Here is a 22,821-nt window from a genome sequence, read left to right as displayed (position 1 = left end):
TCGACATGGGGGTTGGCCGGCACGGATGACCGCCACCGCAGGTTTCGCCGGCTGCTCCCGGCCCCGGCGGGTCGTGCTCCGGACCACAAGGGGTAGACGGCTCATGATCGGTCACGACCGCTCATGACCGGTCACGACGGCGTACGTCGTGGCCGGCCGCCGGACGACTCACGGAAGGAGCAGGAGGAGCCATGTCCCTGGTCCCCCCGCCGTTCGATGCCGAACTCGCCGCCGTACTGGAGTCGTTCCGGGGCGTGATCGAGCCCGGGTTGACACCGGCCGACGTCGAGGCCGCCCGGCGCAGCGCGGCCCTCGAACTGGTCGACGTGACCATGGACGGCGCGTTCGAGGCGGAGGACCGTACGGTGCCCGGTCCGGAGGGTGCCCCCGGTGTCTCCCTCCTCCTGTGCCGGCCGACGGCCGCTCCCGTCCCGGCCCCGCTGCCGGTGCTGTACCACGTGCACGGCGGCGGCCTGGTGGCCGGCACCAACCGGGCCGGTGTCACCGAGCCGCTTGCCTGGGCGCGTGAGCTGGGCGCGGTCGTGGTGTCGGTGGAGTACCGCCTCGCGCCCGAGCATCCGCACCCGGCGCCGATCGAGGACGTGTACGCCGGGCTGGTGTGGACCGCGGAGCACGCGCGGGAGATCGGCGGCGACCCGGACCGGGTCGTCGTCGCGGGCGCCAGCGCGGGCGGCGGTCTCACCGCGGCGCTGGCCCTGCTGGCCCGGGACCGGCGGGGCCCGCGTCCCCTCGGCCAGCTGCTGATGTGCCCGATGCTGGACGACCGCAACGACAGCATCTCCAGCCGTCAGATGGCCGGCCTGGGCGTGTGGGACCGTAGCGCGAACGAGACGGCCTGGACCGCCCTGCTCGGCGACCGCCGCGGCGGACCCGAGGTCTCCCCGTACGCGGCCCCGGCCCGCGCGACCGACCTGTCCGGCCTGCCCCCGGCGTTCCTGGACGTGGGCTCCGCGGAGACCTTCCGGGACGAGGTGGTCGACTACGCGTCCCGGATCTGGCAGGCCGGCGGCGAGGCCGAACTCCACGTCTGGCCGGGCGGCTGCCACGGCTTCGACGCCCTCGCCCCGGAGGCGACCCTGTCCCGCACGGCCCGCGCGGCCCGCCTGGGGTGGCTGCGACGACTGCTGGGTTGATCGCTCACCGCGCGGCACACCCGACATCCAGGCGCGACACGCCGCTCTGCCACCTGCACGAGCCACCCGAGGGCGGCTCCTTCCGCGCCTCCGGCACGGTCGAGGAGCCGGCCGAGCGGTGCGCCGACTGGTTCGAGCGCCTGTTGAACCGTCCTGTCGTCCGTGCCGAGTGGCCGTCCGCGGCAGGGGTGTACCCGGCCCGCTGGGAGCTCGCCGACACGGGCGAGGCACTGGTGACGAGCGGCGTCGTCCCCGCCGACCACCCACCGGCCCGCCGTCTCCGGATCCGCCCTGATCCGCAGAACAGACCCGTACGTCCCTGGCCCGCCGGACAGGCCGTACGTCCTTGATCCGCCGGACAGGACTGGCCGCCCCCGCCCCGGGAACATCCCCCATCCCCTGGAAGAGACCCGCACCGCCACAAGACACCCGCCCGAAAACCGCGCTCCCGCCCCTACATGACGTTACCGTTCGGTAGACATCGTGCCCGGAGTCTCCCGGAGGTACTCGTCCATGACGCCCGACCGTGCCGCAGGACTCGTGGAGACCCGGCGTGCGCTCGCCGAGGGGGAGGTGACCTCGCGGGAGGTGGTGGAGCGGACGCTGGCGCGGATCGAGGCCGCGCAGGCGACGCTGAACTGCTTCCGGATCGTGCGCGCCGAGGCCGCGCTCGCCGAAGCGGACGCCGCGGACCGGGAGTTGGCCGCCGGAGTGCGGCGCCCGCTGCTCGGGGTGCCGGTGGCGGTGAAGGACGACATGGACGTGGCGGGCGAGCCGACCGCGTTCGGCTGCCGGGGTGAGTTCCCGCCGGTGGCCGCGGACGGGGAGGCGGTCCGGCGGTTGCGCGCGGCCGGAGCGGTGATCGTCGGCAAGACGAACACGTGCGAGCTGGGGCAGTGGCCGTTCACCGAGGGGCCGGCCTTCGGGGAGACCCGCAACCCGTGGAACACCGACCACACGCCCGGCGGGTCCTCCGGTGGTTCGGCCGCCGCCGTCGCCGCCGGGCTCCTCCCGGCCGCGCTCGGCTCCGACGGCGCCGGTTCGGTACGCATCCCGGCCTCCTGGACCCACCTGATCGGCATCAAGCCGCAGCGCGGCCGTATCTCGACCTGGCCGCGCGGCGAGTCCTTCCACGGCATCACGGTCAACGGCACCCTCGCCCGTACGGTCGCCGACGCGGTGGCGCTGCTCGACGCGGCGAGCGGCAACCACGACCGGGACCCGCACCGGCCGCCCGCGCTGACGGTGGCGGACGCGGTCGGCCGCGACCCGGGCCGGCTGCGCGTCGCCCTGTCGCTGAAGCCGCCGTTCACCGCCGTACGCGCCCGGCTGGACCCGGTGATCCGCTCCCGGGTCGTCGAACTCGCCGAGCGGCTGGCGCGGTTGGGGCATGTCGTGGAGCAGGCCGATCCGCCGTACGGGCAGATCGGGCTGGCCTTCGTGCCCCGGGCCACCGCGGGGATCGCCGAGCGGGTCCGCGAGGCACCGGATCCGGCGCTGCTCGATCCGCGTACCCGGGGCGCGGCCCGGCTCGGCCGGCTGCTCGCCGGTACCCCGCTCCGGGCGGCCCGGCGCGCCGAGGCGGTGCTGCACCGGCGGATCGGCGCCTTCTTCGAGTCGTACGACGTGATCCTCGCCCCGACCACCGCCATGCCCCCGCCCCGGATCGGCGCCCTGTCCCGGCTCGGCGGACTGGCCACGGACCGGGCGATCATCGCCGCCTGCCCGTACGCCTGGCCGTGGAACGTGCTCGGCTGGCCGGGGGTGAACGTGCCCGCCGGGTTCACCGGCCCCGGACTCCCGGTGGGCGCGCAACTGCTCGGCCCGGCCGACAGTGAGCCGCTCCTGGTGTCCCTGGCCGCGCAGTTGGAGGCGGAGCTGCGCTGGCACGAGCTGTGGCCGCCGGAGGGCGCGGACGCCGACGCGGATGCCGGCACTCCGGCCGCGTGACGGCGTTCCGCCCGTACGCTGGGGCCATGGACGACGCGTCGATGGTCGGGCTGATGGGGCGGGTGACGGGGACGGTCGGGCCCGGTCTGGTCGGCGAGGTGATCGTGCGCGTGCGCGGCGGCGCGGAGCACTTCCTCGCCTATCCGGCCGACGGCACGGCCCGGATCGCGACGGGGACGGTCGTGATGGTGGTGGAGCACCTGCCGCCGAGGACGGTGTACGTGACGGCGGCTTACGACAGTTGAGCATGCGTCGCCCCAGGTGAGGGCGGTGTGCGTCAAGATTGCAACAAGGATTCCCCGGCGTCTTCACCCGGGCTCCCGGCGGGCGCACACTCCCTTCGTTCGGTGCCGAGAGGGCACCATGCAAAGGGGGCGTATGCCGATGGTTGTCGGCGTCGTTGCGGGGGCGGTCGTCGTTGCCGTCCTCGTGTTGATCGGTCTGTTCAAGATGATGTGGCGGGTCGCCGAGCCGAACGAGGCGCTCATCATCTCCGGGTCCAAGCACCGCACCGAGGGCCTGGAGGAGGGCATGGGCTTCCGCATCGTCACCGGGCGCGGCACGCTGGTGCTGCCCGGTGTGCAGGCGGTGCGCAAGCTGTCGCTGGACCTGAACGAGACCGAGCTGCATGTGGACTGCGTGACGCACCAGGGCATTCCGCTGAAGGTGCGGGGCGTGGTCATCTTCAAGGTCGGCGACGACTTCGTGTCGATCGCGAACGCGGCCCGCCGTTTCCTGGACCAGCAGAAGCTGATGTCGGAGCGGGTGCACAACGTCTTCGCCGGTCATCTGCGGTCGATCGTGGGCGGGTTGACGGTCGAGGACATGATCCGCGACCGGGAGAAGCTGACCGGGCAGACGCGGGCGGCCTGCGGTACGGAGATGGAGAAGCTCGGTCTGATCGTGGACTCGCTGCAGATCCACGAGATCGAGGACCCGACCGGGTACATCCAGAACCTGGCGATGCCGCACGCGGCGGCCGTCCAGCGGGACGCGCGGATCGCGCAGGCCGAGGCGAACCGGCTGGCCACGGAGGCCGAGCAGCAGTCGTTCGCGCGGATGGCGGAGGCCACCCGGGACAGCGAGATCCTCCAGGCCGGCTACCAGGCGGAGCGGGACAAGGCGGCGGCGAAGGCCCAGCAGGCCGGTCCGCTCGCCGCGGCGGCGGCCCGGCAGGAGGTCGTCGTGCAGGAGACGCGGGTCGCCGAACTGGAGGCGCACCGGCGGGAGCAGCAGCTCCAGGCGGACGTCCGCAAGCCGGCGGACGCCAAGGCGTACGAGAAGCGGACGCTGGCCGAGGCCGAGCGGGACGCGCGGATCTCGGCGGCGCAGGCGAAGGCGAAGGAGACGGAACTGGCGGCGGCGGCCGAGGCGACCCGGGTGAAGGCCGCCGCCGCGGCCGAGGCCGAGTCGACCAAGACCCGGGGTGCGGCGACCGCCGCCGCCACCCGGGCCACCGGTGAGGCCGAGGCCGCCGCCCAGCAGGCGAAGGGCCTGGCGGTGGCCGAGGCGACCCGGGCCCAGGGTCTGGCGGAGGCGGAGGCCATCAAGGCCCGGGCCGCGGCCCTCGCGGAGAACCAGGAGGCGGTCGTGGCCCAGCAACTCGCCGAGAAGTGGCCGGAGATCGTCCAGGCGGGGGCGTCGGCGTTCGGCAACGTCGACAACATGGTGCTGCTCAACGGCGCCGACGGCATGGGTGAGTTGTTCGCCAAGGCGCTCACGATGGGCGGCACGGGGCTGGGCCTCGCCCGCAAGCTGCTCGCCACGATGGGTGACAACGGGCAGCCGGTGAACGGCGGTTCGCCCTCGCTCAACGGTGTGGTGGCGCCTGTGCCGCAGAAGGTGGCCGTGGAGCAGGAGGGCTGAGAAAGGGGTGCGGCGCGCGGCCGGGGTCCCTCACCAGGGGCCCCGGCCGTGCGTGCGCACCAGCCGGTCGACCGTCTCCGGGCGAAGGGCCGGGTTCGCCCCGGCGGCGTGGGCGAGTTCGGGGTCGGCGAGGAGTTCGGTGAGCCGGGGGGACGGAAGGCTCGGGTGGCGGGCCAGGGCCGCCCGGACCGCGGGGTCGGGGTCATGGGTGAGCCGTTCGACGGCGGCCGGCTCGGTGTCCGGATCCCGTGCGACCAGGGCGCGGACCTGCGGGTCGGCGTGGTCGGCGAACCGGGCGAGGCCGGTGCGCGGGAAGTTCGGCAGGGTGGGCAGGCGTTCGCGTTCCGGGCCGGTGTACTCCAGGAAGGCGCGCAGCAGCAGTGGCGCCGGGGCGTCCGGGTGGTTCTGGGCGAGCAGGACTCGGACGCCGAGGTCGTCGTCCTCCGCGAGGTGGGCCACCAGGCCGGCCGGCAGCGTGTGCTCCCGCGCGGCCCTTCTGCGCAGCAGCGGGTGCCCGGAGAGGGCGTCCCGGCGGACGTCGGCCGGATCGCGGGGCACCCGGGGCGCCGGGTGGAAGCAGAACGGACGGTCCAGCGGCGCCCGGTAGTCGATGCGGGCGCGCTCCTCCTCACTGAACGCGGGGTGGACGGACACCGCGAGCCGGACCTCCGGGTCCGGGTCGGCCGCGAGCGTACGGCGCTCCTCGGGGCCGAGGTCCGGGTGGCGGGCCACGGCCCGGCGCACGTCCGGGTCGGGGTCGGAGACGAGGGCGCGGCGTGCGGCGGGCCGCAGGTCGGCGCGGCCCGCGATCCGCTCCCGCACCTCCGGGTCAGGGTCGGCGGCCAGCAGGGCCACCGCGTCGGCAGGGAGGGTGGGGTTGAGGGCGATCGTCACCCGCTCGTCCTCGCGGGCCGGCGCGGTGAGGACGCCCGCGACGACGGCGGGGCTGAGGGCCCGGTTGAGCAGGATGTCGGTGCGGGCGTGACACGGCCTCGGGGGCAGTTGGCTCTCCACCCACGCCGGGTCCTCCCACCGCGCCCGCGCCTGAGCCCGCTCGCGCACGCCGTCGTCCGGGTCCGCGAGCAGCGCGGCCCGCCGCTCGGCGGACAGCGACGCCCACTGGCCGACGCCCCAGCGGCGGACCTCGGCGACCGGATGCGTGGGCAGGGAGTCGATCAGCCCCCACGACATCTGCTGCCAGAAGCCGATCGAACCCAGCGGCTCCTCACCGTCGTAGGTCGTGATCATGTGTACGACGGTGTCGTCGGGCAGCGGACTCGGCCGGTGCGGCAGGGGCACCCGGGGGCCCTCGGTGAGGTGGGCGCGGACGGTCCAGTGGGGATCGTCGACCAGGCGGGCGCGTTGGGCGGGGTCGGCGTGCGGACTGACGGCGAGGAAGCCGCGGGTGCGCGGGTCGGGGTGCGCGACCACGGCGTCGACGACGGCGTCCGGCAGCTCACGGTCGCGGCACAGCACCATGCGTACGGCGAGCGGGGCGTCGGCGAGCAGCCGGAGCAGGATGTCCTGCGGCACCGCCGGGTTGAGCGCGAGTCCGGCCAGTCGGCGGGCCGGCAGGTCGGCTTCCGCCCAGATCTGTTCGGGTGTCGGCATGTTCCGTGTCCCCCGTACGCGTCCCGGCCTCGCGGCCACCCGCACCGACCCTACGGGATCACGCCGTGAGCAGGCTGACGCCGAGGGCGATCAGGGCGCCCGCCTTCAGGACTTCCAGGGCCACGTACCACAGGTGGCTGCGCGAGCGGGGCAGTTCCTCTCCCGCGAGGACCCGGTCGGACCTGCGGTTGAGGAGGGGGCGGACGACGGCGAGCTGGACGAGGAGGAGCGCCGCCACCGCCGCGGTCAGCGAGATGACGGAGGCCGGGGCTTCGCCCAGCGCGACGGCGAGGACCACGACGACCGCGAGGACGGCCTCCACGGCGTTCAGCGCGCGGAAGACCAGCCGTCCGATACCGAGACCGACGGGGATCGTCACGCCCGGCGCACGGAACTTCAGCGGCGCCTCAAGGAAGGAGATCGCCAGCACCATGCCGAGCCAGACGAAGGTGACCGCGCCGGCGGTGGCGGCGGCGGTGGTGTTCATGAGGGGCCCTTCTCCGCCGGCGTGGGTCGGGCGGCGGGGTTGATCGGGGTGGGCGGTACGACGGCTGCTGGTCCGGCGAGCGGTGCGGTGGCTGCCGACGCGGCGGATGGTGCGACGGCTGCGTTTTCGGCGCGCGGCACGGTGGTTGCTGGTCCGGCGAGCGGTGCGGTGGCTGCCGATCCAACAGGCAGTGCGACGGCTCGCCGGGACGCGGCGGGATCGGTGAGTGAGGCGCCCGGACCGCGTGGACCCGCGCGGGACGGTTGTTCAGCCGGGCGCGGTCCCCGCCAAGTGGGCCACGCAGGAATCGGGTTCGGCGAACGGTTCCAGCGCGGTGGCCGTCAGTGGGGCACCCAGCTCAGCCAACGCTCCCTGCATCAGGCCCAGATGGAGCGGGCAGACCAGCCCGCCTTGTTCCTCGGCGAGTTCGAGGAAGGGGCAGTGCCGCAAGCGGATCCGCTCCGGCGTCCGGCCGGACTCGCCGCTCGCTCCGTCTTCCGCGTCCGGCTGCGGCGCGAAGCCCAGGCCGTCCAGCAGGGCGAGCAACGCGGCCACCGAGCGCCCGGGCGTCGCCGGCTCGTACGGCGGGAGGGGGTCCACCAGGAAGCGGCCCCAGGCCCGGCCCGTCTCCATCGCCTCCGCCCGCGCCCCGGCCGGGTCGGCGGCGGCCCACCGGCTGAGCAGCATACGGGCGAGCAACCGGTAGTCGCGGTGGCCACCGCGGTCCATGCCGGGGCGCACGGAGTAGACGGTGCGGGGCCGGCCCGGTCCCGTGGGCGCCACGGCCCGGCGCTCCACCAGGCCGTCGGCCACGAGGGCGTCGAGGTGGAACCGCACGGTGTTGGGATGGAGCCCCATCCGCTCGGCGGCCTCCGCGACCCCGAGCGGTGCGGACGCGGTGCGCAGCACCTCCAGCACCTCCCGGCGGCGTGGGCTCTCCCGCGTGGTCACGTCCGGACACCCCTCTCCCACCCGCGCCTCTCATCAGGCCCATTTTCACGAATCGTACATGTATTAATTATAGAGTGGTCGGATACCGTGGCCCGGGACACGGAAGAGCCGAGGGGAACACCAGATGACGTCGCCGTCCGCGACCGACACCGCAGCAGCAGGCCGTCCGGCGGACCCGCGCGTGCTGTGCGACACCCGTGCGCTGGCCGACGCGCCCCCGGCACCGGCCGGGGTGCTGTGGAAGCTGGCGGAGAGCGGTCGGCAGCTCGACGCGAATGTCGTCCGGCTGGCTCCGGGCGGGCGGATCACGGCCCACACCGAGGCGCAACTGGACGTGCTGGTCCTGGTCGTCGCCGGACACGGCACGCTCGGCAACGGCTCCTCGGAGGCGGTGGAGGCGCTCACCGAGGGCGCCCTCGTCTGGCTGCCGCACGGCGCCGCCCGCAGCATCACCGCCGGCGAGTCCGGGCTGACCTATCTGACGGTGCACACACGGCGCCCCGGCATGCGGATCGGCGCCCGCCCGACGGGCACGGCACCGCTCCAGCGCCCCGGTTCCGCACCGGCCCGGCACCCAGGCTCCACCCCGCGGTAACCCACCTGCTCGGGAGCCGAGTTGCGCGGACCACTAGGGTGCCTCCGTGAGCACGTTTACCGAAGAGAACGTCCCCGGCCGGCACGGCCCGCACGCCACCACCGAAGCCGACCCGCGCGAGGTCGGCCGGGTGCGCACCGAGTACTCCCCGGCCCCTGACGGCGACCCGGACCCCGGGGAGATCGTGTGGACCTGGGTTCCGTTCGAGGAGAACGACGGCCGGGGCAAGGACCGCCCGGTGCTGGTGGTGGCTCGGGAGGCGGCTGGCACCCTGCTCGCCGTACAGCTGTCCAGCAAGCGGCACGACGGGGACCGCGAGTGGGTGGCGATCGGGAGCGGACCGTGGGACCGGTCGGGCCGCGACTCATGGGTGGACGTCGACCGGGTGCTGCGCCTGCACGAGCAGGGCATGCGCCGGGAGGCGTGCGCACTGGACCGCATGCGGTTCAACCTGGTCCGCCAACGCCTGCACCAGCGCTACGGCTGGACCTGACCGCCCCCGGCCCACGGAACGAGCGGTGGGACTGGACCTGATCGACCCCGGCCCACCGACCGAACGCCACGGCCGAACCCGACCGACCCCGGGCCCACCAGCCCAGCGCTGACGCTGGACCTCACCGACCCGGACCCGCGCCCACCGGCCGAACAGCCACGGCCGACTCAGACCGCACCCCTCGCCTCGGCAAGGCCGGAAGCCGCACCCCGAACTGTCGCTATACCCCCACCGACTCCGGGAACGCCCGTTCGAACTCCCCCCGTACCGTCGTCCCCGGCGTCCGGTCCAGCACCCCGAACACCACGTGCTCGAACGCCCGGGCGAACCGGCCGTCAGGCCCCAGCAGCGTCCGGAAGGCACCCGCGACCTGCGCCGGGTCGTTCTGGAAGACGCCGCAGCCCCAGGCGCCGAGCACCAGACGCCGGTAGCCGTGGGCCGCGGCCGTCTCCAGGACCCGTTCGGCCCGTACGGCCAGGGCTGTGGGGAGCGCGGCGGCCCGCTCCGGCGCCGTCCGCCGGACCACGCCCGCGTTGGGGGCGGCGGCCGTCAGGAAGCCCGCCAGGTACGGCTCGGCGAGCAGCCGGCCCCGGTCGTCGCGGAAGACGGGGACGGCCGGGGAGTGGATCACGCGGTCCGAGTAGAACGGATCGCGGTCGGCGCGGTGATGGTCGTAGAAGGCGCGGGCCGTCAGCAGGCAGGTGTGCAGCGCGGAGGCGCGGCACAGGGCTTCCTCCTGGGCCTGCGCGCCGTTGAGGTAACCACCGCCGGGATTGCGGGCGGAGGCGAAGTTCAGGACGGCGACGGGCCCGTCGGCGAGCCGACGGGCCGCCTCCAGGCTGCTCTCGCCGGTGACCTCGACCACCACATCGGTTCCGCTCGCCGGTGTCACCGGCACCGGGGAGGGACCGAACATCCGGGTGCCCGCCCGCGCGGCCTGCACGGATTCGGCGAGCGACACCTCCCGGCCGTCCGGCGCGCGATACCGGCCCGCGGCCACGACACGTTCCGTTTCCTCGGCGATCCCGCGCAGGCGCGCGCTCACGGCGCCACCCCCGTGGGCGCCACGACCGCGGCCCGCGCGGTCTCCCCCGTCGTGCTCATGCACGCATCCTGGGTGATGCTGGTGAGGCGGTGCAACGGAGTTTCCACGCCCCGCAACGGCCCGGAGACGCACAAGGAAACGGAGGTGACGGATCCGGAACGTCCCGACTGGCACCCTTGTGCGAATCGGTGCGAAGGTCTTGGGTGGGACGAGTGCCTGCCCGGCCCGCACCCGGGGCCGGTGGCATGGTGGAATCTCAGGAGGATCCCGACATGTCTCATACGCAGAGCGACGGCGGTGACTGTACCGAGCACCGCACCGCCGTCACCGAGGCCGAGGTGGAGGCCCTGGTCCGGGGCATCTGCTTCAAGACCGGACCGCCCCGCACCCTCGGTGTCGAGCTGGAGTGGCTCGTCCACCCGCTGGAGCTGCCGCAGCTCCCGGTCACACCCGAACGACTCGACGCGGCCTACGCCCGCGTCCGGGCCGTACCCCTGGAATCGGCGCTTACCGTCGAACCCGGCGGCCAGCTGGAGCTGAGTTCGCCGCCCGCCGCCTCCCTGATGGAGTGCGTCGACACCGTCTCCGCCGACCTGGACGCCGTCCGGGCCGTGCTGGCGCAGGACGGTCTCGGCCTCGCGGGCATCGGCCACGATCCCTGGCACGCACCCCGCAGATTCCTGCACGAGCCCCGCTACGACGCCATGGAGGCCTGCCTGGACCGCACCGGTCCGGCCGGCCGGCACATGATGTGCGCCTCGGCGTCGGTCCAGGTCTGTGTGGACGCCGGCCACGAGGAGCCCGGCCCGCTGGGGCACGCCCGGCGCTGGTGGCTGGCGCACCAGCTGGGTGCGGTCCTGGTGGCCGCGTTCGCCAACTCGCCGCTGATCGGCCGCCGCCCCACGGGCTGGCAGTCCACCCGGCAGCTGATGTGGACGGAGATCGGTGCCGGCCGGGCCGGCGCTCCCCCGCTGAACGGCGAGCCGCGGGCCGCGTGGGCCCGGCACGTGCTGGACGCACCGGTGATGTGCGTACGCCGGGACCACGGGCCCTGGGAGGTGCCCGAGGGACTGACCTTCCGGGAGTGGACCCGCTCCGGTTCGCCCCGGCCGCCCACCCGGGCGGACCTCGACTACCACCTCACCACGCTGTTCCCGCCGGTCCGGCCGCGCGGCCACCTGGAACTGCGCATGATCGACGCCCAGCCCGGCGAGGACGGCTGGATCGTGCCGCTCGCGGTGACGGCGGCGCTGTTCGACGACCCGGAGGCCGCCGAGACCGCCTACCGGACCGTGAAACCACTGGGCGAACGCGCCCTGAACCTGCCCGCCCCGCACAACCCCCTGTGGGTCGACGCGGCCCGGTTCGGGCTCGCCGACCCGGAGCTGCGCGAGGCCGCCGACGTCTGTTTCGCGGCGGCCCTGGACGCGCTGCCCCGGCTCGGCGCCACCGCCCGGGTCACCGACGCCGTGGCGGCGTACCGGGACCGCTATGTCGCCCGTGGCCGCTGCCCGGCCGACGACCTGCTGGACCGGCTGCCCGTGACCGGGCCCGGCCCGGCCGGAGGCACCCGCACCGCCCACGGGAGGAAGGACATCCGCACATGACCGCCCCCGAGACCGACATCGAGACCCGGACGGCCGAGACGGACGCCGAGGCGCTGCGGGAGCGCGCGCTGGCCTCCCTCACCACCGCCCGCGACCGCACCACGCTGCTGACCTCCTGCATCGACGAACCGGACCTCACCGCCCAGCACTCGCCGCTGATGTCGCCCCTGGTGTGGGACCTGGCGCACATCGGCAACCAGGAGGAGCTGTGGCTGCTGCGGACGGTCGGCGGCCGGGAGGCGATGCGGCCCGAGATAGACAGCCTGTACGACGCCTTCGAGCACCCTCGTTCCGAGCGCCCCACCCTTCCGCTGCTGCCGCCCGCCGAGGCCCGCCGGTACGCGGCGGAGGTGCGCGGCCGGGCGCTGGACCTGCTCCAGGCGGCGGACTTCCACGGCACCCGGCTGACCGAGGCCGGCTTCGCCTTCGGCATGATCGCGCAGCACGAACAGCAGCACGACGAGACCATGCTGATCACCCATCAGCTCCGCAAGGGTCCGCAGGCGCTGACCGCCCCGGACCCGGAGCCGGCCCCGCTGTTCACCGGGCCGGCCGAAGTCCTGGTCCCCGGCGGCCCGTTCACCATGGGCACCTCCAGCGAGCCCTGGGCGCTGGACAACGAGCGCCCGGCGCACCCGCGCGAGGTGGCGCCGTTCTGGATCGACACGACCCCGGTGACGAACGCGGCGTACCAGGCGTTCATCGAGGACGGCGGCTACGACACCGAGCGCTGGTGGTCGCCGCAGGGCTGGGCGCACATCAGGCAGCACGCCGTCTCGGCCCCGCTGTTCTGGCGGCGGGACGGCGGCCAGTGGCTGCGGCGCCGGTTCGGGATCACGGAACCGGTCCCGCCGGACGAGCCGGTGCTGCACGTGTGCTGGTACGAGGCGGACGCCTACGCCCGCTGGGCCGGGCGGCGGCTGCCCACCGAGACGGAGTGGGAGAAGGCGGCCCGCTTCGACCCGGCCACCGGCCGCTCGCGGCGCTACCCGTGGGGGGACGCCGACCCGGCACCGGAACACGCCAACCTCGGCCAGCGCCACCTCAGGCCCGCTCCCGCCGGGAGCTACCCGGCGGGTGCCTCGCCGCTCGGGGTGCGGCAGCTGATCGGTGACGTGTGGGAGTGGACCGCGAGCGACTTCCTGCCGTACCCGGGCTTCCGGGCGTTCCCGTACAAGGAGTACTCGGAGGTGTTCTTCGGCCCCGAGTACAAGGTGCTGCGCGGCGGTTCGTTCGCCGTGGACCCGGTGGCCTGCCGGGGCACCTTCCGCAACTGGGACTACCCGATCCGCCGGCAGATCTTCTCCGGGTTCCGCACCGCCCGCTCGGAGATGGTCTGATGTGCCGTCACCTCGCCTACCTGGGCCCCGAGGAGCCGCTCGGCCGGGTCCTCATGGACCCCCCGCACAGTCTGTTCCGCCAGTCGTGGGCGCCGCGCCGGCAGCGGCACGGCACGGTCAACGCCGACGGGTTCGGGGTGGGCTGGTACGCCTCCCAGGACCCGGTGCCGGCGCGCTATCGGCGGGCCGGGCCGGTCTGGGCCGACCTGTCCTTCGCCGACCTGTGCCGGGTGGTGCGCTCGGGTGCCGTGCTCGCGGCCGTCCGGGACGCGACCTTCGCGGGGGCGGACGCCGAGGCCGCCGCGGCGCCGTTCGCGTCCGGGCGGTGGCTGTTCAGTCACAACGGCGCTGTCGCGGGCTGGCCGGACGCGGCGGCGCCCCTGGTGTCCGCGCTGCCGCCGGTCGAGCTGCTCTCGCTCCAGGCCCGTACCGACTCGGCGTTCGTCTGGGCGCTGGTCCTGCACCGGCTGCGCAGCGGCGAGGAACCGGACCAGGCCATAGGCGAAACGGTTCGCCAACTGGCGCGGGCGGCCCCCGCCTCCCGTCTCAACCTGCTGCTGACCGACGGGGCCACGATCACGGCCACCGCCTGGGGCGACTCGCTCTGGTACCGCACGGAGCCCGGCCGGAGCACGGTCGTCGCCTCCGAGCCGTACGACGACGACCCGCTCTGGCAGGAGGTCCCCGACCGCACCGTGCTCACCGCGAGCCGCGCCGGCGTGCTGCTCGCGCCGCTGGAGGACCCGGCGGCCTCCCCCGCGCTCGGCTCCGCCCGGGCGGGAGCACCCCGATCACCGAAGGAGCCCTGCCGTTGAGTCCCCTGCACGTCACCCGCACGCTCCCCGAGGACGCGACGGACGCCGCGCTGCGCGCCGACGTCCTGCACGGCCTCACCGTCACTCCCAAGTGGCTGCCGCCCAAGTGGTTCTACGACGCCCGCGGCAGCGAGCTGTTCGAGCGGATCACCGAACTGCCCGAGTACTACCCCACGCGCGCCGAACGGGAGATCCTCGCCGCCCGGTCCGGTGAGATCGCGGCGGCGAGCGGTGCCCGCACCCTGGTCGAACTGGGCTCGGGTTCCTCGGAGAAGACCCGCTATCTGATCGACGCGCTCCCCCTGTCGGCGTACGTCCCGGTCGACGTCAGCGAGAGTGCCCTCACCCAGGCCGGCGAGGCCCTGATCGAGGAGCGCCCCGGGCTCGAAGTCCACGCGCTGATCGCCGACTTCACCGCCCCGCTGACCCTGCCCGTCACGCCGGGACCCCGGCTGGTGGCCTTCCTCGGCGGCACGATCGGCAACCTGCTGCCCGCCGAACGCGCGCGGTTCCTGGCCTCCGTGCGCGCGCTGCTCGTCCCGGGCGACGGGCTGCTGCTCGGCACGGACCTGGTGAAGGACGAGCGGGTGCTGGTCCGGGCGTACGACGACGCGGCCGGGGTGACGGCCGCGTTCAACAAGAACGTGCTGGCCGTGGTCGACCGGGAACTGGGCGCCGACTTCGATCCGGACGCGTTCGACCACGTGGCCCTCTGGGACGCCGAGCGGGAGTGGATCGAGATGCGGCTGCGCTCCCGCACCGCGCAGACCGTGAAGGTGCCCGCGCTGGATCTCGCCGTGGACTTCGCGGCGGGCGAGGAGCTGCGCACCGAGGTGTCGGCCAAGTTCCGCAAGGAGGGCGTGACCGGCGAACTGGCCGCGGCCGGTCTGGAGCTGACCCACTGGTGGACGGATGCCGAGGGCCGGTTCGCGCTGTCGCTGAGCGTGGTGCGGTGAGCCGGTGCGCGCGGTCGCTGAGCCTGGTGCGGTGAGCCGGTGCGCCCGGTCAGCCCACGTTCGGGGCGAGCGCCTCGGTGATCTTCCGTGACGCGCGGTGGGCCTCGGTCGCCGGGTCCGCGCCGCCCAGCACCCGGGTCATGTACTCCTTGATCGGGTTGTCGGCCTCCACGTCGGCCCACTGAGGGGTGTTGGGGGTCGCCCGGCCGTGTGCCGCTCCCGCGGCCATGGCGGCGACCCCCTCCTCGCTCCCGACCGCACCGGCCAGCGTGGTCTTGTTGGGCACGTAGTTCATGGTGCGGGCGAGCTCGGTGTCCCACTTGGCGCCGGTGAGCGCCCCGACGACGGCGGTCGCGGCGAACTGGTCGTCGGTGTTGCGCGGGACGACCAGGTCCGAGCCGCCGGTGAAGACCGTGCCGGGCCGCCCGGCGGTCCGGCCGGGGACGGGGAAGAAGCCGAGCTTGTCCTTCAGGTCCGGGTTCTGCCGGACGACCGCCTGGGCGAGCCCGGGTACGGCGACGATCTGCGCGACCCTGCCGCCGGCGAACACCCCGGCCTGGGGCGGGTGTTCCTCGTCGGCGTCGACGGGTCCCTCGCCCAGCGCCTGGAGCCGGCGGTAGAAGTCCATGCCGCGCAGGGCGGCCGGGGTGTCCAGGGTGCCCTGCCACTCGTAGTCCTTCTCCCGGGCGAGGTCGCCGCCCTCGTCCCAGATGAAGCCGGAGAGCGTGTACCAGTCCTGCCCGGCGAGGTAGATGCCCTGGTTGCCGCCCGAGTCGAGCTTCTCGGTGGCGGCGAGCCATGCGTCGCGGGTCTTCGGCGGGCTGGTGATGCCGGCCTGCTCGAACAGGTCCTTGCGGTAGATGACGACGCGGTTGGCGGCGTACCACGGGATGCCGTACTGCTTGTTGCCGTCCTTGCCCGGCTCGGCGAGACCGGGCAGCCACTTCTCCTTGTCCCAGTCCCGCATCGACTCCAGGGTCAGGTCCACGAGCCGGCCGCCGTCCGCGTACAGCGGCACCTGGGTGTTGCCGACCTCGATGACGTCGGGGCCGTCGCCGGAGTCGGCCTTGAGCGCGCCGCGGACCTTGTCGACGATGCCGGTCCACTCCTGGATGCGGATGTCCAGCCGCAGATCATCGTGGGTGCGTTCGAAGTCCTCGGTGAACCGCCGCAGGAACTCCCCGGAGGCGCTGCCCTTCATCAGCCACACGGTCACGGTCTTCCGGTCGTGGTCGCCGGGGAGCATCCCGCAGCCGCTGACGAGCGAGCCGGTGACGCAGATGAGGGCGAGCAGACGACGTCTCACGGGGGGTCCTGTTCTGTCTGGCGGGAGTGCTGGGACAGGGGTGGGGGCCCGACGTGGGGGGGACGAGCGCGCGGCTCGTACGGGTGTGCTGGATTTTGGTATGGACCAATGCCGAGGTCAAGGGCCGGCCCCGGCCGGCCCGCGACACCGTGCGCGCGGAGCGCCGATACGGCACGGTGGAGTACGGCGTGACACGAGAGGAGCACCCGCATGTCGAACCACACCTACCGGGTCACCGAGATCGTCGGCACCTCGCACGAGGGCGTCGACCAGGCCATCCGCAACGGCATCGCCCGCGCCGACCAGACGCTGCGCAACCTGGACTGGTTCGAGGTGACCCAGATCCGCGGCCAGATCGAGAACGGCCGGATCGAGCACTACCAGGTGGGCCTGAAGGTCGGCTTCCGCCTGGAGGACGGCGACTGAGCCCGTCCGCTCGGGCCCTCCTCAGGTACGCCCTTCCCGCTCCTGCGCCTCTTCCAGCGCGGCCGACTTCGCGGCCCAGCGGGCCCGTACGACGGTGAACCCGGCCCGCTCGGCGTCGTCACAGACCAGTTCGTCGTCGTCCACGACCATCCGGACCTCCCGGTCCCGGGCGAGCCGGCGCAGGATCGCCAGCTTGGTGAAGCGGGCCGGCCTGCGGTCGGCGTCGCGCCGCATGTGCACGCGCCCCTCGGGAAGCCCGTGGGCCGCGAGCCACTCCAGCGTGTCCCGGCGGCACCGCTCGGGGCGGCCGGTGAGGTAGACGACCTCGCAGGCGCCGGCGCTCTCCACGGCCAGCGCCACACCCTCGGGAATCGGCGGGTCCTGGGGCGCGGCGGCGAAGAACGCGTCCCAGTTCCGCGGCCGGCTCTCCAGGAAGTGCTGGCGGTGGGCGGTGTCGGCGAGCGTGTTGTCGAGGTCGAACACGGCGAGCGGGCGCGTGCTGCTGTCGGTCACACCGACCACCCTAACCAGCCCCCGGCCCGGTCCGGGGGCGCGCCCACCGGCGGACGGCCCGCCCGGCCGGTCGTACGGTGCGTACCCGCGCACCCACCGGGTGTGGCCGGGGGAATCCCGGGCCCGCCACGGCGTTGAACCCTGGTGTGAGCAGCACCGTGATCAGCCGCACCCGGTTCTCCGTCCTCGACCGCTCCCGCACCCGCGAGGGCCATCCGCCCGCCGAGGCGCTGCGGGACACCGTCGCGCTGGCGCGCGAGGTGGAGGCGCTGGGCTACCACCGGTTCTGGGTGTCCGAGCACCACGGTGTGCCGGGTGTCGCCGGCTCCGCGCCGACCGTGCTCGCCGCCGCGGTCGCCGCCGCCACCCGCACCATCCGGGTCGGCACCGGCGGGGTCATGCTGCCCAACCACCGACCCCTGGTCGTCGCCGAGCAGTTCGGGGTGCTGGAGGCCCTGTTCCCGGGCCGTGTCGACATGGGGCTCGGCCGCTCCGTCGGCTTCACGGACGGGGTGCGCCGGGCGCTCGGCCGGGACAAGGGCGACGCGGAGGACTTCGCGGCGCAGCTCGGCGAGTTGCTGGACTGGTTCACGGGCGGCTCGCCGACCGGGGTGCACGCCCGCCCCGCGGAGGGCCTGACCGTGCCGCCGTTCGTGCTGGCCATGGGCGAGGGCGCGCGGATCGCGGCCCGCGCGGGCCTGCCCCTGGTCATCGGGGACCTGCGGGACCGCGAGAAGATGCTGCGCGGCATCGACCGGTACCGCTCCCTGTTCCGCCCCTCCCGCTGGGCGGCCGAGCCGTACGTCGTGATCTCCGGCACGGTCGCGGTCGCCGGCACCGAGGCCGAGGCGCGCCGGCTGCTGGTCCCCGAGGCCTGGGCGATGGCGTACTCCCGCACGCACGGCACCTTTCCGCCCCTCGCCCCCGCCGAGGCGGTCGAGGCCCGCGCGATGACCGCGAAGGAACGGGACTTCTACGCGTCCGGGCTCGCCGGGCACATCGCGGGCACCGCGGACCAGGTCGCCCACGAGCTGGAGACCGTGCTCAAGGAGACGGGCGCCGAGGAGGTGCTGGTCACCACCAGCACCTACGACCGTACGGCCCTGCTCGACTCCCACCGGCGGCTCGCCGCGCTCTTCGCGCCGGTCCGGTGACCCGCCCGAGATGCGAACCCGGCCCGGGCCGGTGACCCTGGGAGGGCGAACCCCTAGCGACGAGGAGGGCTGCCATGTCCCTCAAGGACAAGATCAAGGGCATGCTCAAGGGCCGTGAGGGCATGGCCGACAAGGGCATCGACAAGGGCGGCGACTACGTCGACCAGCGCACCGGGAACAAGTACCAGTCGCAGGTCGACACCGGCCAGGACAAGCTGCGTGACGAGTTCGGCACCCGGCCGCAGGACCGGGACAACCCTCCGCAGGTCTGACGCACGGGGGCGGTTGGAGTATCCCCCCGATGCACAGCCCCCATGACCCGTACGTCCGCGTCCGCGGCGCCCGCGAGCACAACCTCAAGGGCGTCGACGTGGACATCCCCCGGGACGTCCTGGCCGTCTTCACCGGCGTCTCCGGCTCGGGCAAGTCGTCGCTGGCGTTCGGCACGGTCTACGCCGAGGCGCAGCGGCGGTACTTCGAGTCGGTCGCCCCGTACGCACGCCGCCTGATCCACCAGGTGGGGGCGCCCAGGGTCGGTGAGATCACCGGGCTGCCGCCCGCGGTCTCGCTCCAGCAGCGCCGCTCCGCCCCCGGCTCGCGCTCCTCGGTGGGCACGGTCACCAACCTCTCCAACTCGCTGCGCATGCTGTTCTCGCGTGCCGGCACCTACCCGCCCGGCGCCGAACGGCTGGACTCGGACGCGTTCTCGCCGAACACGGCGGCCGGTGCCTGCCCCACGTGCCACGGCCTCGGGCAGGTGCACGAGACCACCGAGGAGCTGCTGGTCCCGGACCCCTCGCTCAGCATCCGGGAGGGTGCCGTCGCGGCCTGGCCGGGCGCCTGGCAGGGCAAGAACCTGCGGGACATCCTGGACGCGCTCGGCCACGACGTGGACCGGCCCTGGCGGGAACTGCCCGCCCGTGAGCGCGAGTGGATCCTGTTCACCGACGAGCAGCCGGTGGTCACCGTGCACCCGGTCCGGGACGCCGACCGCATCCAACGGCCGTACCAGGGCACCTACATGAGCGCCCGCAGGTACGTACTGAAGACGTTCTCCGACACCAGGTCACCGACCCTGCGGGCGAAGGCGGAACGCTTCCTGACCAGCGCGCCCTGTCCCGCCTGCGGGGGCAGCCGGCTGCGGCCCGAGGCCCTCGCGGTGACCTTCGGCGGGCGGACCATCGCCGAGCTGGCCGCGCTGCCGCTGACCGACCTCGCGGGACTGCTCGACGGCGGGACCGGGACTCGGACGGCCCGGGTGCTCACGGCCGACCTCACGTCCCGGATCGCGCCGGTGGTCGAGCTGGGACTGGGCTATCTCAGCCTGGACCGGGCCACCCCCACCCTCTCGGCGGGCGAGCTGCAACGGCTGCGGCTCGCCACGCAGTTGCGGTCCGGGCTGTTCGGTGTGGTGTACGTGCTGGACGAGCCGTCCGCCGGGCTGCACCCGGCGGACACCGAGGCCCTGCTGACCGTGCTGGACCGGCTGAAGGCGGCCGGGAACTCGGTGTTCGTGGTGGAGCACCACCTGGAGGTGGTGCGCGGCGCCGACTGGGTGGTCGACGTGGGCCCCGGCGCGGGGGAGCACGGCGGGCGGGTGCTGTACAGCGGGCCGGTCGCCGAGCTGGCCTCGGTCGAGGAGTCGGCGACGGCCGTGTTCCTCTTCGACGAGTCGCCCGGTCCGCCACGCGAAGTCCGTTCGCCGCGCGGCTGGTTGACGGTGGGTCCGGTCACCCGGCACAACCTGCGGGAGGTGACGGCCACGTTCCCGCTCGGCGCGTTCACCGCGGTGACCGGTGTCTCCGGCTCCGGGAAGTCCACGCTCATCGGCGAGTTGACGGAGGATCTGGACGGCGTCGAACGGCTGGTCCGCGTCGACCAGAAGCCCATCGGGCGCACCCCGCGCTCCAACCTGGCCACCTACACGGGCCTGTTCGACGTCGTGCGGAAGGTGTTCGCCGGCACCGGGGAGGCGCGGGAGCGTGGGTACGGCGTCGGGCGGTTCTCGTTCAACGTGGCCGGTGGGCGCTGCGAGACCTGCCAGGGCGAGGGGTTCGTCAGCGTGGAACTGCTGTTCCTGCCGAGCACCTACGCGCCCTGCCCGGACTGCGGTGGCGCCCGCTACAACCCCGAGACGCTCCAGGTGACGTACCGGGGGCGGACCATCGCCGACGTGCTCGACCTGACCGTGGAGGCCGCCGCGGAGTTCTTCGCGGACTCCCCCGCCGCCGCCCGCAGCCTCTCCACCCTGCTCGACGTGGGCCTCGGCTATCTGCGGCTCGGCCAGCCGGCGACCGAGCTGTCCGGCGGTGAGGCGCAGCGGATCAAGCTGGCGAGCGAGCTCCAGCGCGGGCGCCGGGGCCACACCCTGTACCTGCTGGACGAGCCGACGACCGGACTGCACCCGGCCGACGTGGAGGTCCTGATGGACCGGTTACACGGGCTGGTCGACGCCGGGCACACCGTCGTCGTGGTCGAGCACGACATGACGGTGGTCGCGGGCGCGGACTGGGTGATCGACCTGGGCCCGGGCGGCGGCGACCGGGGCGGCCGGATCGTGGCGGCCGGCCCGCCGGACCGGGTGGCCCGCGCGGAGGGCAGCGCGACGGCTCCCTATCTGGCGCGGGTCATGCCGTGAGCGGGTGCCCCACGTGGGCGGACGGGTCACCGAGCACGATCGGCAGGACGTGGTCCCGGACCGCACCGACCGGCTGATCCTGTGCTGCTGCACCGCCCGGCTCGCACCGCCCGGGTTCGCCCGACGAGCCGCACCGGACCCTGGGCACCGGCCTCGACGGGAGCGTGCGGGTGCCGTTCGACACCGCGCCGCGGTCACCGCGCTGGGAGCCGAAGGACCTCCGTCCGGCCCTCGTGCACGCCTGTTCGGGGCCGTCCGTGCGGGCCCTCCAGCGCGCTCGAAACCAGGGCCGCGTGGGTCCAGGCCGGCTCGGGTGCGGCGGGCTGGGCCGCGTGGGCGAGGGCGCGGCGGTCGGGGTGGGCGCCCGGCCGGATCAACGGGTGGACTTCCACCTCGGCGACCAGGCCGCGGGTCCGGGCCACCCGCCACAGGGAGGCCAGCAGGGTGTCCTCGCCGACGAAGGCCGCCGCGGTGCCGGGCCCGCCGTCCTGCCGCCGGTAGCGCAGTCCGACCGGCTGGACGGGCACGCCCGCGTCGAGCGCGGCCTGGAAGACGGCCCGGCGGAAGCGGCCGTGGGCGCGCCCGCACCAGGTGCTGCCCTCGGGGAACGCGGTCACGGCCGCGCCGGCGCGCAGGGCGCCGGCGATCTCGGCGACCGTGCCGGGCAGGGCGCGCAGCCGGTCCCGCTCGATGAACAGGGCCCCGCCGCGCGCGGCCAGCGCACCCGCCAGGGGCCACCGCCGGACCTCGGTCTTGGCCAGCATCCGGGCCGGGCGTACGGCGGTGAGCAGCGGTATGTCCAGCCACGAGACGTGGTTGGCGACCAGCAGCAGCCCGCCGGCCGGCGGGGCGGCGCCGGTGATGCGGACCCGGACCCCGATGGCCCGCACGATCATCCGGCACCACCGCCTGACCCACTCGGCGGGGATCCTCCCGCCGAGCGGGGACAGCGCGATCCCGGCCAGCAGCAGGACGGCGACCGCGGTCAGCCGCAGCACGGCACGGGGTACGGCCGCGGCGGCCCGGACCGGCTCCAGGCAGGCCCCCGGGGTGCAGGGCGCGGTGGGCAGCCAGACGCTCATCAGGCCGGGACGAGGGAGAGGAAGTGCCGCAGGTAGCGCGGGTCGACCCGGCGCATCGACAGCAGGACGTACAGGTCGGCGACCCCGAAGTCGGGGTCGTGCGCGGGCTCGCCGCACACCCAGGCGCCCAGCCGGAGGTAGCCGCGCAGCAGGGCGGGGAGTTCGGTGCGGGCGGCGGGGGCCGCGGCGCTCGGGGTCCATGGCAGCAGCGGCCGGACCCGGAACTCCTCGGGTGCCAGGTGCTTGTTCCGGACCCGCTCCCAGGTGCCGGTGGCGAGGGCGCCGCCGTCGGCGAGGGGCACCGAGCAGCAGCCGGCCAGCCACTCGTGGCCCCGGTCGGTCATGTAGCGGGCGATGCCGGCCCAGATCAGACCGATGACGGCGCCGTCGCGGTGGTCGGGGTGGACGCAGGAGCGGCCGACCTCGACCAGGCCGGGCCGGATCGCGTCGAGCGCGGCCAGGTCGAACTCGCCCTCGGAGTAGAGCCGGCCGGCGACCGCGGCCCGCTCCGGCGGCAGCAGCCGGTAGGTGCCGACGATCTGCCCGGTCACCTCCTCGCGCACGAGCAGGTGGTCGCAGTAGGCGTCGAAGGCGTCGACGTCGTGCCCCGGCTCGGCGGTGGTCAGCAGGGCCCCCATCTCCCCGGCGAAGACGTCGTGCCGCAGCCGTTGGGCGGCACGCACGTCGGCCTCGTCGCGGGCGAGGGTGACGGTGTAGCGGGTGGGTGCCGCGGGCTGCGGGGGGCGGTCGAGGGTGGAAACGCCGGTCATGGCTCTCTCCTGGGCACGGGCCGGGTCGGCGACAGAGGCGGCGGGCCTGGTGCGTACGGCCC

The 22,821-nt window shown here is 74.4% G+C and carries 23 protein-coding genes; 15 read left to right on the top strand and 8 right to left on the bottom strand.

From position 1 onward, the window contains the following. Nucleotides 1-191 precede the first annotated feature (191 nt). From C3492_RS23515 to C3492_RS23495, 5 genes are all read left to right on the top strand, one after another. On the top strand, nucleotides 192-1,154 hold the full coding sequence (locus tag C3492_RS23515) for an alpha/beta hydrolase (RefSeq protein WP_103813738.1): 963 nt from the start codon (nucleotides 192-194) through the stop codon (nucleotides 1,152-1,154). After that, nucleotides 1,151-1,504, top strand: coding sequence for a hypothetical protein (locus tag C3492_RS23510; protein ID WP_258055835.1), 354 nt, complete (start codon nucleotides 1,151-1,153; stop codon nucleotides 1,502-1,504). Before C3492_RS23515 ends, C3492_RS23510 begins: the two co-directional genes overlap by 4 nt. 163 nt (nucleotides 1,505-1,667) lie before the next feature. After that, nucleotides 1,668-3,104, top strand: a complete 1,437-nt coding sequence (locus C3492_RS23505; protein WP_103813737.1) for an amidase — start codon at nucleotides 1,668-1,670, stop codon at nucleotides 3,102-3,104. 26 nt (nucleotides 3,105-3,130) lie between these two features. Then, nucleotides 3,131-3,349 (top strand): hypothetical protein, encoded by a 219-nt coding sequence (locus tag C3492_RS23500; RefSeq protein ID WP_181140512.1) that lies wholly within the window; start codon nucleotides 3,131-3,133, stop codon nucleotides 3,347-3,349. A gap of 133 nt (nucleotides 3,350-3,482) precedes the next feature. Next, nucleotides 3,483-4,970, top strand: a complete 1,488-nt coding sequence (locus tag C3492_RS23495; protein ID WP_103813736.1) for a flotillin family protein — start codon at nucleotides 3,483-3,485, stop codon at nucleotides 4,968-4,970. Nucleotides 4,971-5,000: 30 nt separating this feature from the next. On the opposite strand, the gene C3492_RS46675 is transcribed toward C3492_RS23495, so the two are convergent. The 3 genes from C3492_RS46675 to C3492_RS23480 all read right to left on the bottom strand — a co-directional run bounded on the left by C3492_RS46675 (nucleotide 5,001) and on the right by C3492_RS23480 (nucleotide 8,019). After that, a complete protein-coding gene (locus C3492_RS46675; RefSeq protein WP_103813735.1) occupies nucleotides 5,001-6,581 on the bottom strand; it encodes a hypothetical protein in 1,581 nt (526 codons plus the stop codon). Between the two features lie 58 nt (nucleotides 6,582-6,639). Beyond that, complete coding sequence (locus C3492_RS23485; RefSeq protein WP_103813734.1) at nucleotides 6,640-7,068, bottom strand: hypothetical protein; 429 nt, start codon at nucleotides 7,066-7,068, stop codon at nucleotides 6,640-6,642. 267 nt (nucleotides 7,069-7,335) lie between these two features. After that, nucleotides 7,336-8,019, bottom strand: coding sequence for a metalloregulator ArsR/SmtB family transcription factor (locus tag C3492_RS23480; RefSeq protein WP_103813733.1), 684 nt, complete (start codon nucleotides 8,017-8,019; stop codon nucleotides 7,336-7,338). Between the two features lie 124 nt (nucleotides 8,020-8,143). Here C3492_RS23480 and C3492_RS23475 point away from each other — a divergent pair, with 124 nt between their 5' ends. Both C3492_RS23475 and C3492_RS23470 read left to right on the top strand, forming a co-directional pair. Next, a complete protein-coding gene (locus tag C3492_RS23475; protein WP_103813732.1) occupies nucleotides 8,144-8,614 on the top strand; it encodes a hypothetical protein in 471 nt (156 codons plus the stop codon). 46 nt (nucleotides 8,615-8,660) lie between these two features. Next, nucleotides 8,661-9,107 carry a type II toxin-antitoxin system PemK/MazF family toxin gene (locus C3492_RS23470; RefSeq protein WP_103813731.1) on the top strand — a complete coding sequence of 149 codons (447 nt, stop codon included), beginning with the start codon at nucleotides 8,661-8,663 and terminating at the stop codon, nucleotides 9,105-9,107. 220 nt (nucleotides 9,108-9,327) lie between these two features. On the opposite strand, the gene C3492_RS23465 is transcribed toward C3492_RS23470, so the two are convergent. Beyond that, nucleotides 9,328-10,152 carry a TIGR02452 family protein gene (locus C3492_RS23465; protein ID WP_181140511.1) on the bottom strand — a complete coding sequence of 275 codons (825 nt, stop codon included), beginning with the start codon at nucleotides 10,150-10,152 and terminating at the stop codon, nucleotides 9,328-9,330. Nucleotides 10,153-10,424: 272 nt separating this feature from the next. Between C3492_RS23465 and egtA the strand changes: the two genes are divergently transcribed. From egtA to egtD, 4 genes are read left to right on the top strand one after another with little or no spacing between them, the layout of a single operon-like run. Next, on the top strand, nucleotides 10,425-11,759 hold the full coding sequence (gene egtA / locus C3492_RS23460) for an ergothioneine biosynthesis glutamate--cysteine ligase EgtA (protein ID WP_103813729.1): 1,335 nt from the start codon (nucleotides 10,425-10,427) through the stop codon (nucleotides 11,757-11,759). Next, nucleotides 11,756-13,099 carry an ergothioneine biosynthesis protein EgtB gene (gene egtB, locus C3492_RS23455; protein ID WP_103813728.1) on the top strand — a complete coding sequence of 448 codons (1,344 nt, stop codon included), beginning with the start codon at nucleotides 11,756-11,758 and terminating at the stop codon, nucleotides 13,097-13,099. The genes egtA and egtB overlap by 4 nt, the downstream gene beginning before the upstream one ends. Further along, entirely contained in the window at nucleotides 13,099-13,914 is an 816-nt protein-coding gene (gene egtC / locus C3492_RS23450) for an ergothioneine biosynthesis protein EgtC (RefSeq protein ID WP_103813727.1), read from the top strand. The genes egtB and egtC overlap by 1 nt, the downstream gene beginning before the upstream one ends. Beyond that, entirely contained in the window at nucleotides 13,911-14,870 is a 960-nt protein-coding gene (egtD, locus tag C3492_RS23445) for an L-histidine N(alpha)-methyltransferase (protein ID WP_103813726.1), read from the top strand. The genes egtC and egtD overlap by 4 nt, the downstream gene beginning before the upstream one ends. 49 nt (nucleotides 14,871-14,919) lie before the next feature. Here the strand turns inward: egtD and C3492_RS23440 are convergent, their stop codons facing one another. Then, nucleotides 14,920-16,176, bottom strand: a complete 1,257-nt coding sequence (locus tag C3492_RS23440; RefSeq protein WP_103813725.1) for an extracellular solute-binding protein — start codon at nucleotides 16,174-16,176, stop codon at nucleotides 14,920-14,922. A 210-nt stretch (nucleotides 16,177-16,386) separates the two neighbouring features. Here C3492_RS23440 and C3492_RS23435 point away from each other — a divergent pair, with 210 nt between their 5' ends. Next, nucleotides 16,387-16,602 carry a dodecin gene (locus C3492_RS23435; protein ID WP_103813724.1) on the top strand — a complete coding sequence of 72 codons (216 nt, stop codon included), beginning with the start codon at nucleotides 16,387-16,389 and terminating at the stop codon, nucleotides 16,600-16,602. 21 nt (nucleotides 16,603-16,623) lie between these two features. Here C3492_RS23435 and C3492_RS23430 read toward each other — a convergent pair whose 3' ends face one another. Continuing rightward, nucleotides 16,624-17,115: a hypothetical protein gene (locus tag C3492_RS23430; RefSeq protein WP_103813723.1), complete on the bottom strand. Its 492-nt coding sequence runs from the start codon at nucleotides 17,113-17,115 to the stop codon at nucleotides 16,624-16,626. Between the two features lie 146 nt (nucleotides 17,116-17,261). On the opposite strand from C3492_RS23430, the gene C3492_RS23425 reads away from it, so the two are divergent. The 3 genes from C3492_RS23425 (at nucleotide 17,262) to C3492_RS23415 (ending at nucleotide 20,907) form a co-directional block, all read left to right on the top strand. Next, nucleotides 17,262-18,269, top strand: coding sequence for an LLM class flavin-dependent oxidoreductase (locus tag C3492_RS23425; RefSeq protein ID WP_103813722.1), 1,008 nt, complete (start codon nucleotides 17,262-17,264; stop codon nucleotides 18,267-18,269). A gap of 74 nt (nucleotides 18,270-18,343) precedes the next feature. Then, nucleotides 18,344-18,541 (top strand): antitoxin, encoded by a 198-nt coding sequence (locus C3492_RS23420; RefSeq protein WP_103813721.1) that lies wholly within the window; start codon nucleotides 18,344-18,346, stop codon nucleotides 18,539-18,541. Nucleotides 18,542-18,570: 29 nt separating this feature from the next. After that, nucleotides 18,571-20,907, top strand: a complete 2,337-nt coding sequence (locus C3492_RS23415; RefSeq protein ID WP_103813720.1) for an excinuclease ABC subunit UvrA — start codon at nucleotides 18,571-18,573, stop codon at nucleotides 20,905-20,907. A 194-nt stretch (nucleotides 20,908-21,101) separates the two neighbouring features. Here C3492_RS23415 and C3492_RS23410 read toward each other — a convergent pair whose 3' ends face one another. After that, complete coding sequence (locus C3492_RS23410) at nucleotides 21,102-21,989, bottom strand: 1-acyl-sn-glycerol-3-phosphate acyltransferase (RefSeq protein ID WP_258055834.1); 888 nt, start codon at nucleotides 21,987-21,989, stop codon at nucleotides 21,102-21,104. Then, complete coding sequence (locus tag C3492_RS23405; RefSeq protein WP_103813719.1) at nucleotides 21,989-22,759, bottom strand: GNAT family N-acetyltransferase; 771 nt, start codon at nucleotides 22,757-22,759, stop codon at nucleotides 21,989-21,991. The genes C3492_RS23410 and C3492_RS23405 overlap by 1 nt, the downstream gene beginning before the upstream one ends. Between the last annotated feature and the right edge of the window lie 62 nt (nucleotides 22,760-22,821).

This window comes from Streptomyces sp. Ru62, assembly GCF_002920615.1.
Taxonomy (GTDB): Bacteria; Actinomycetota; Actinomycetes; order Streptomycetales; family Streptomycetaceae; genus Streptomyces.
The sequence above is the reverse complement of the archived record's forward strand: the minus strand, read 5'-3'. Positions and strand labels throughout refer to the sequence as shown.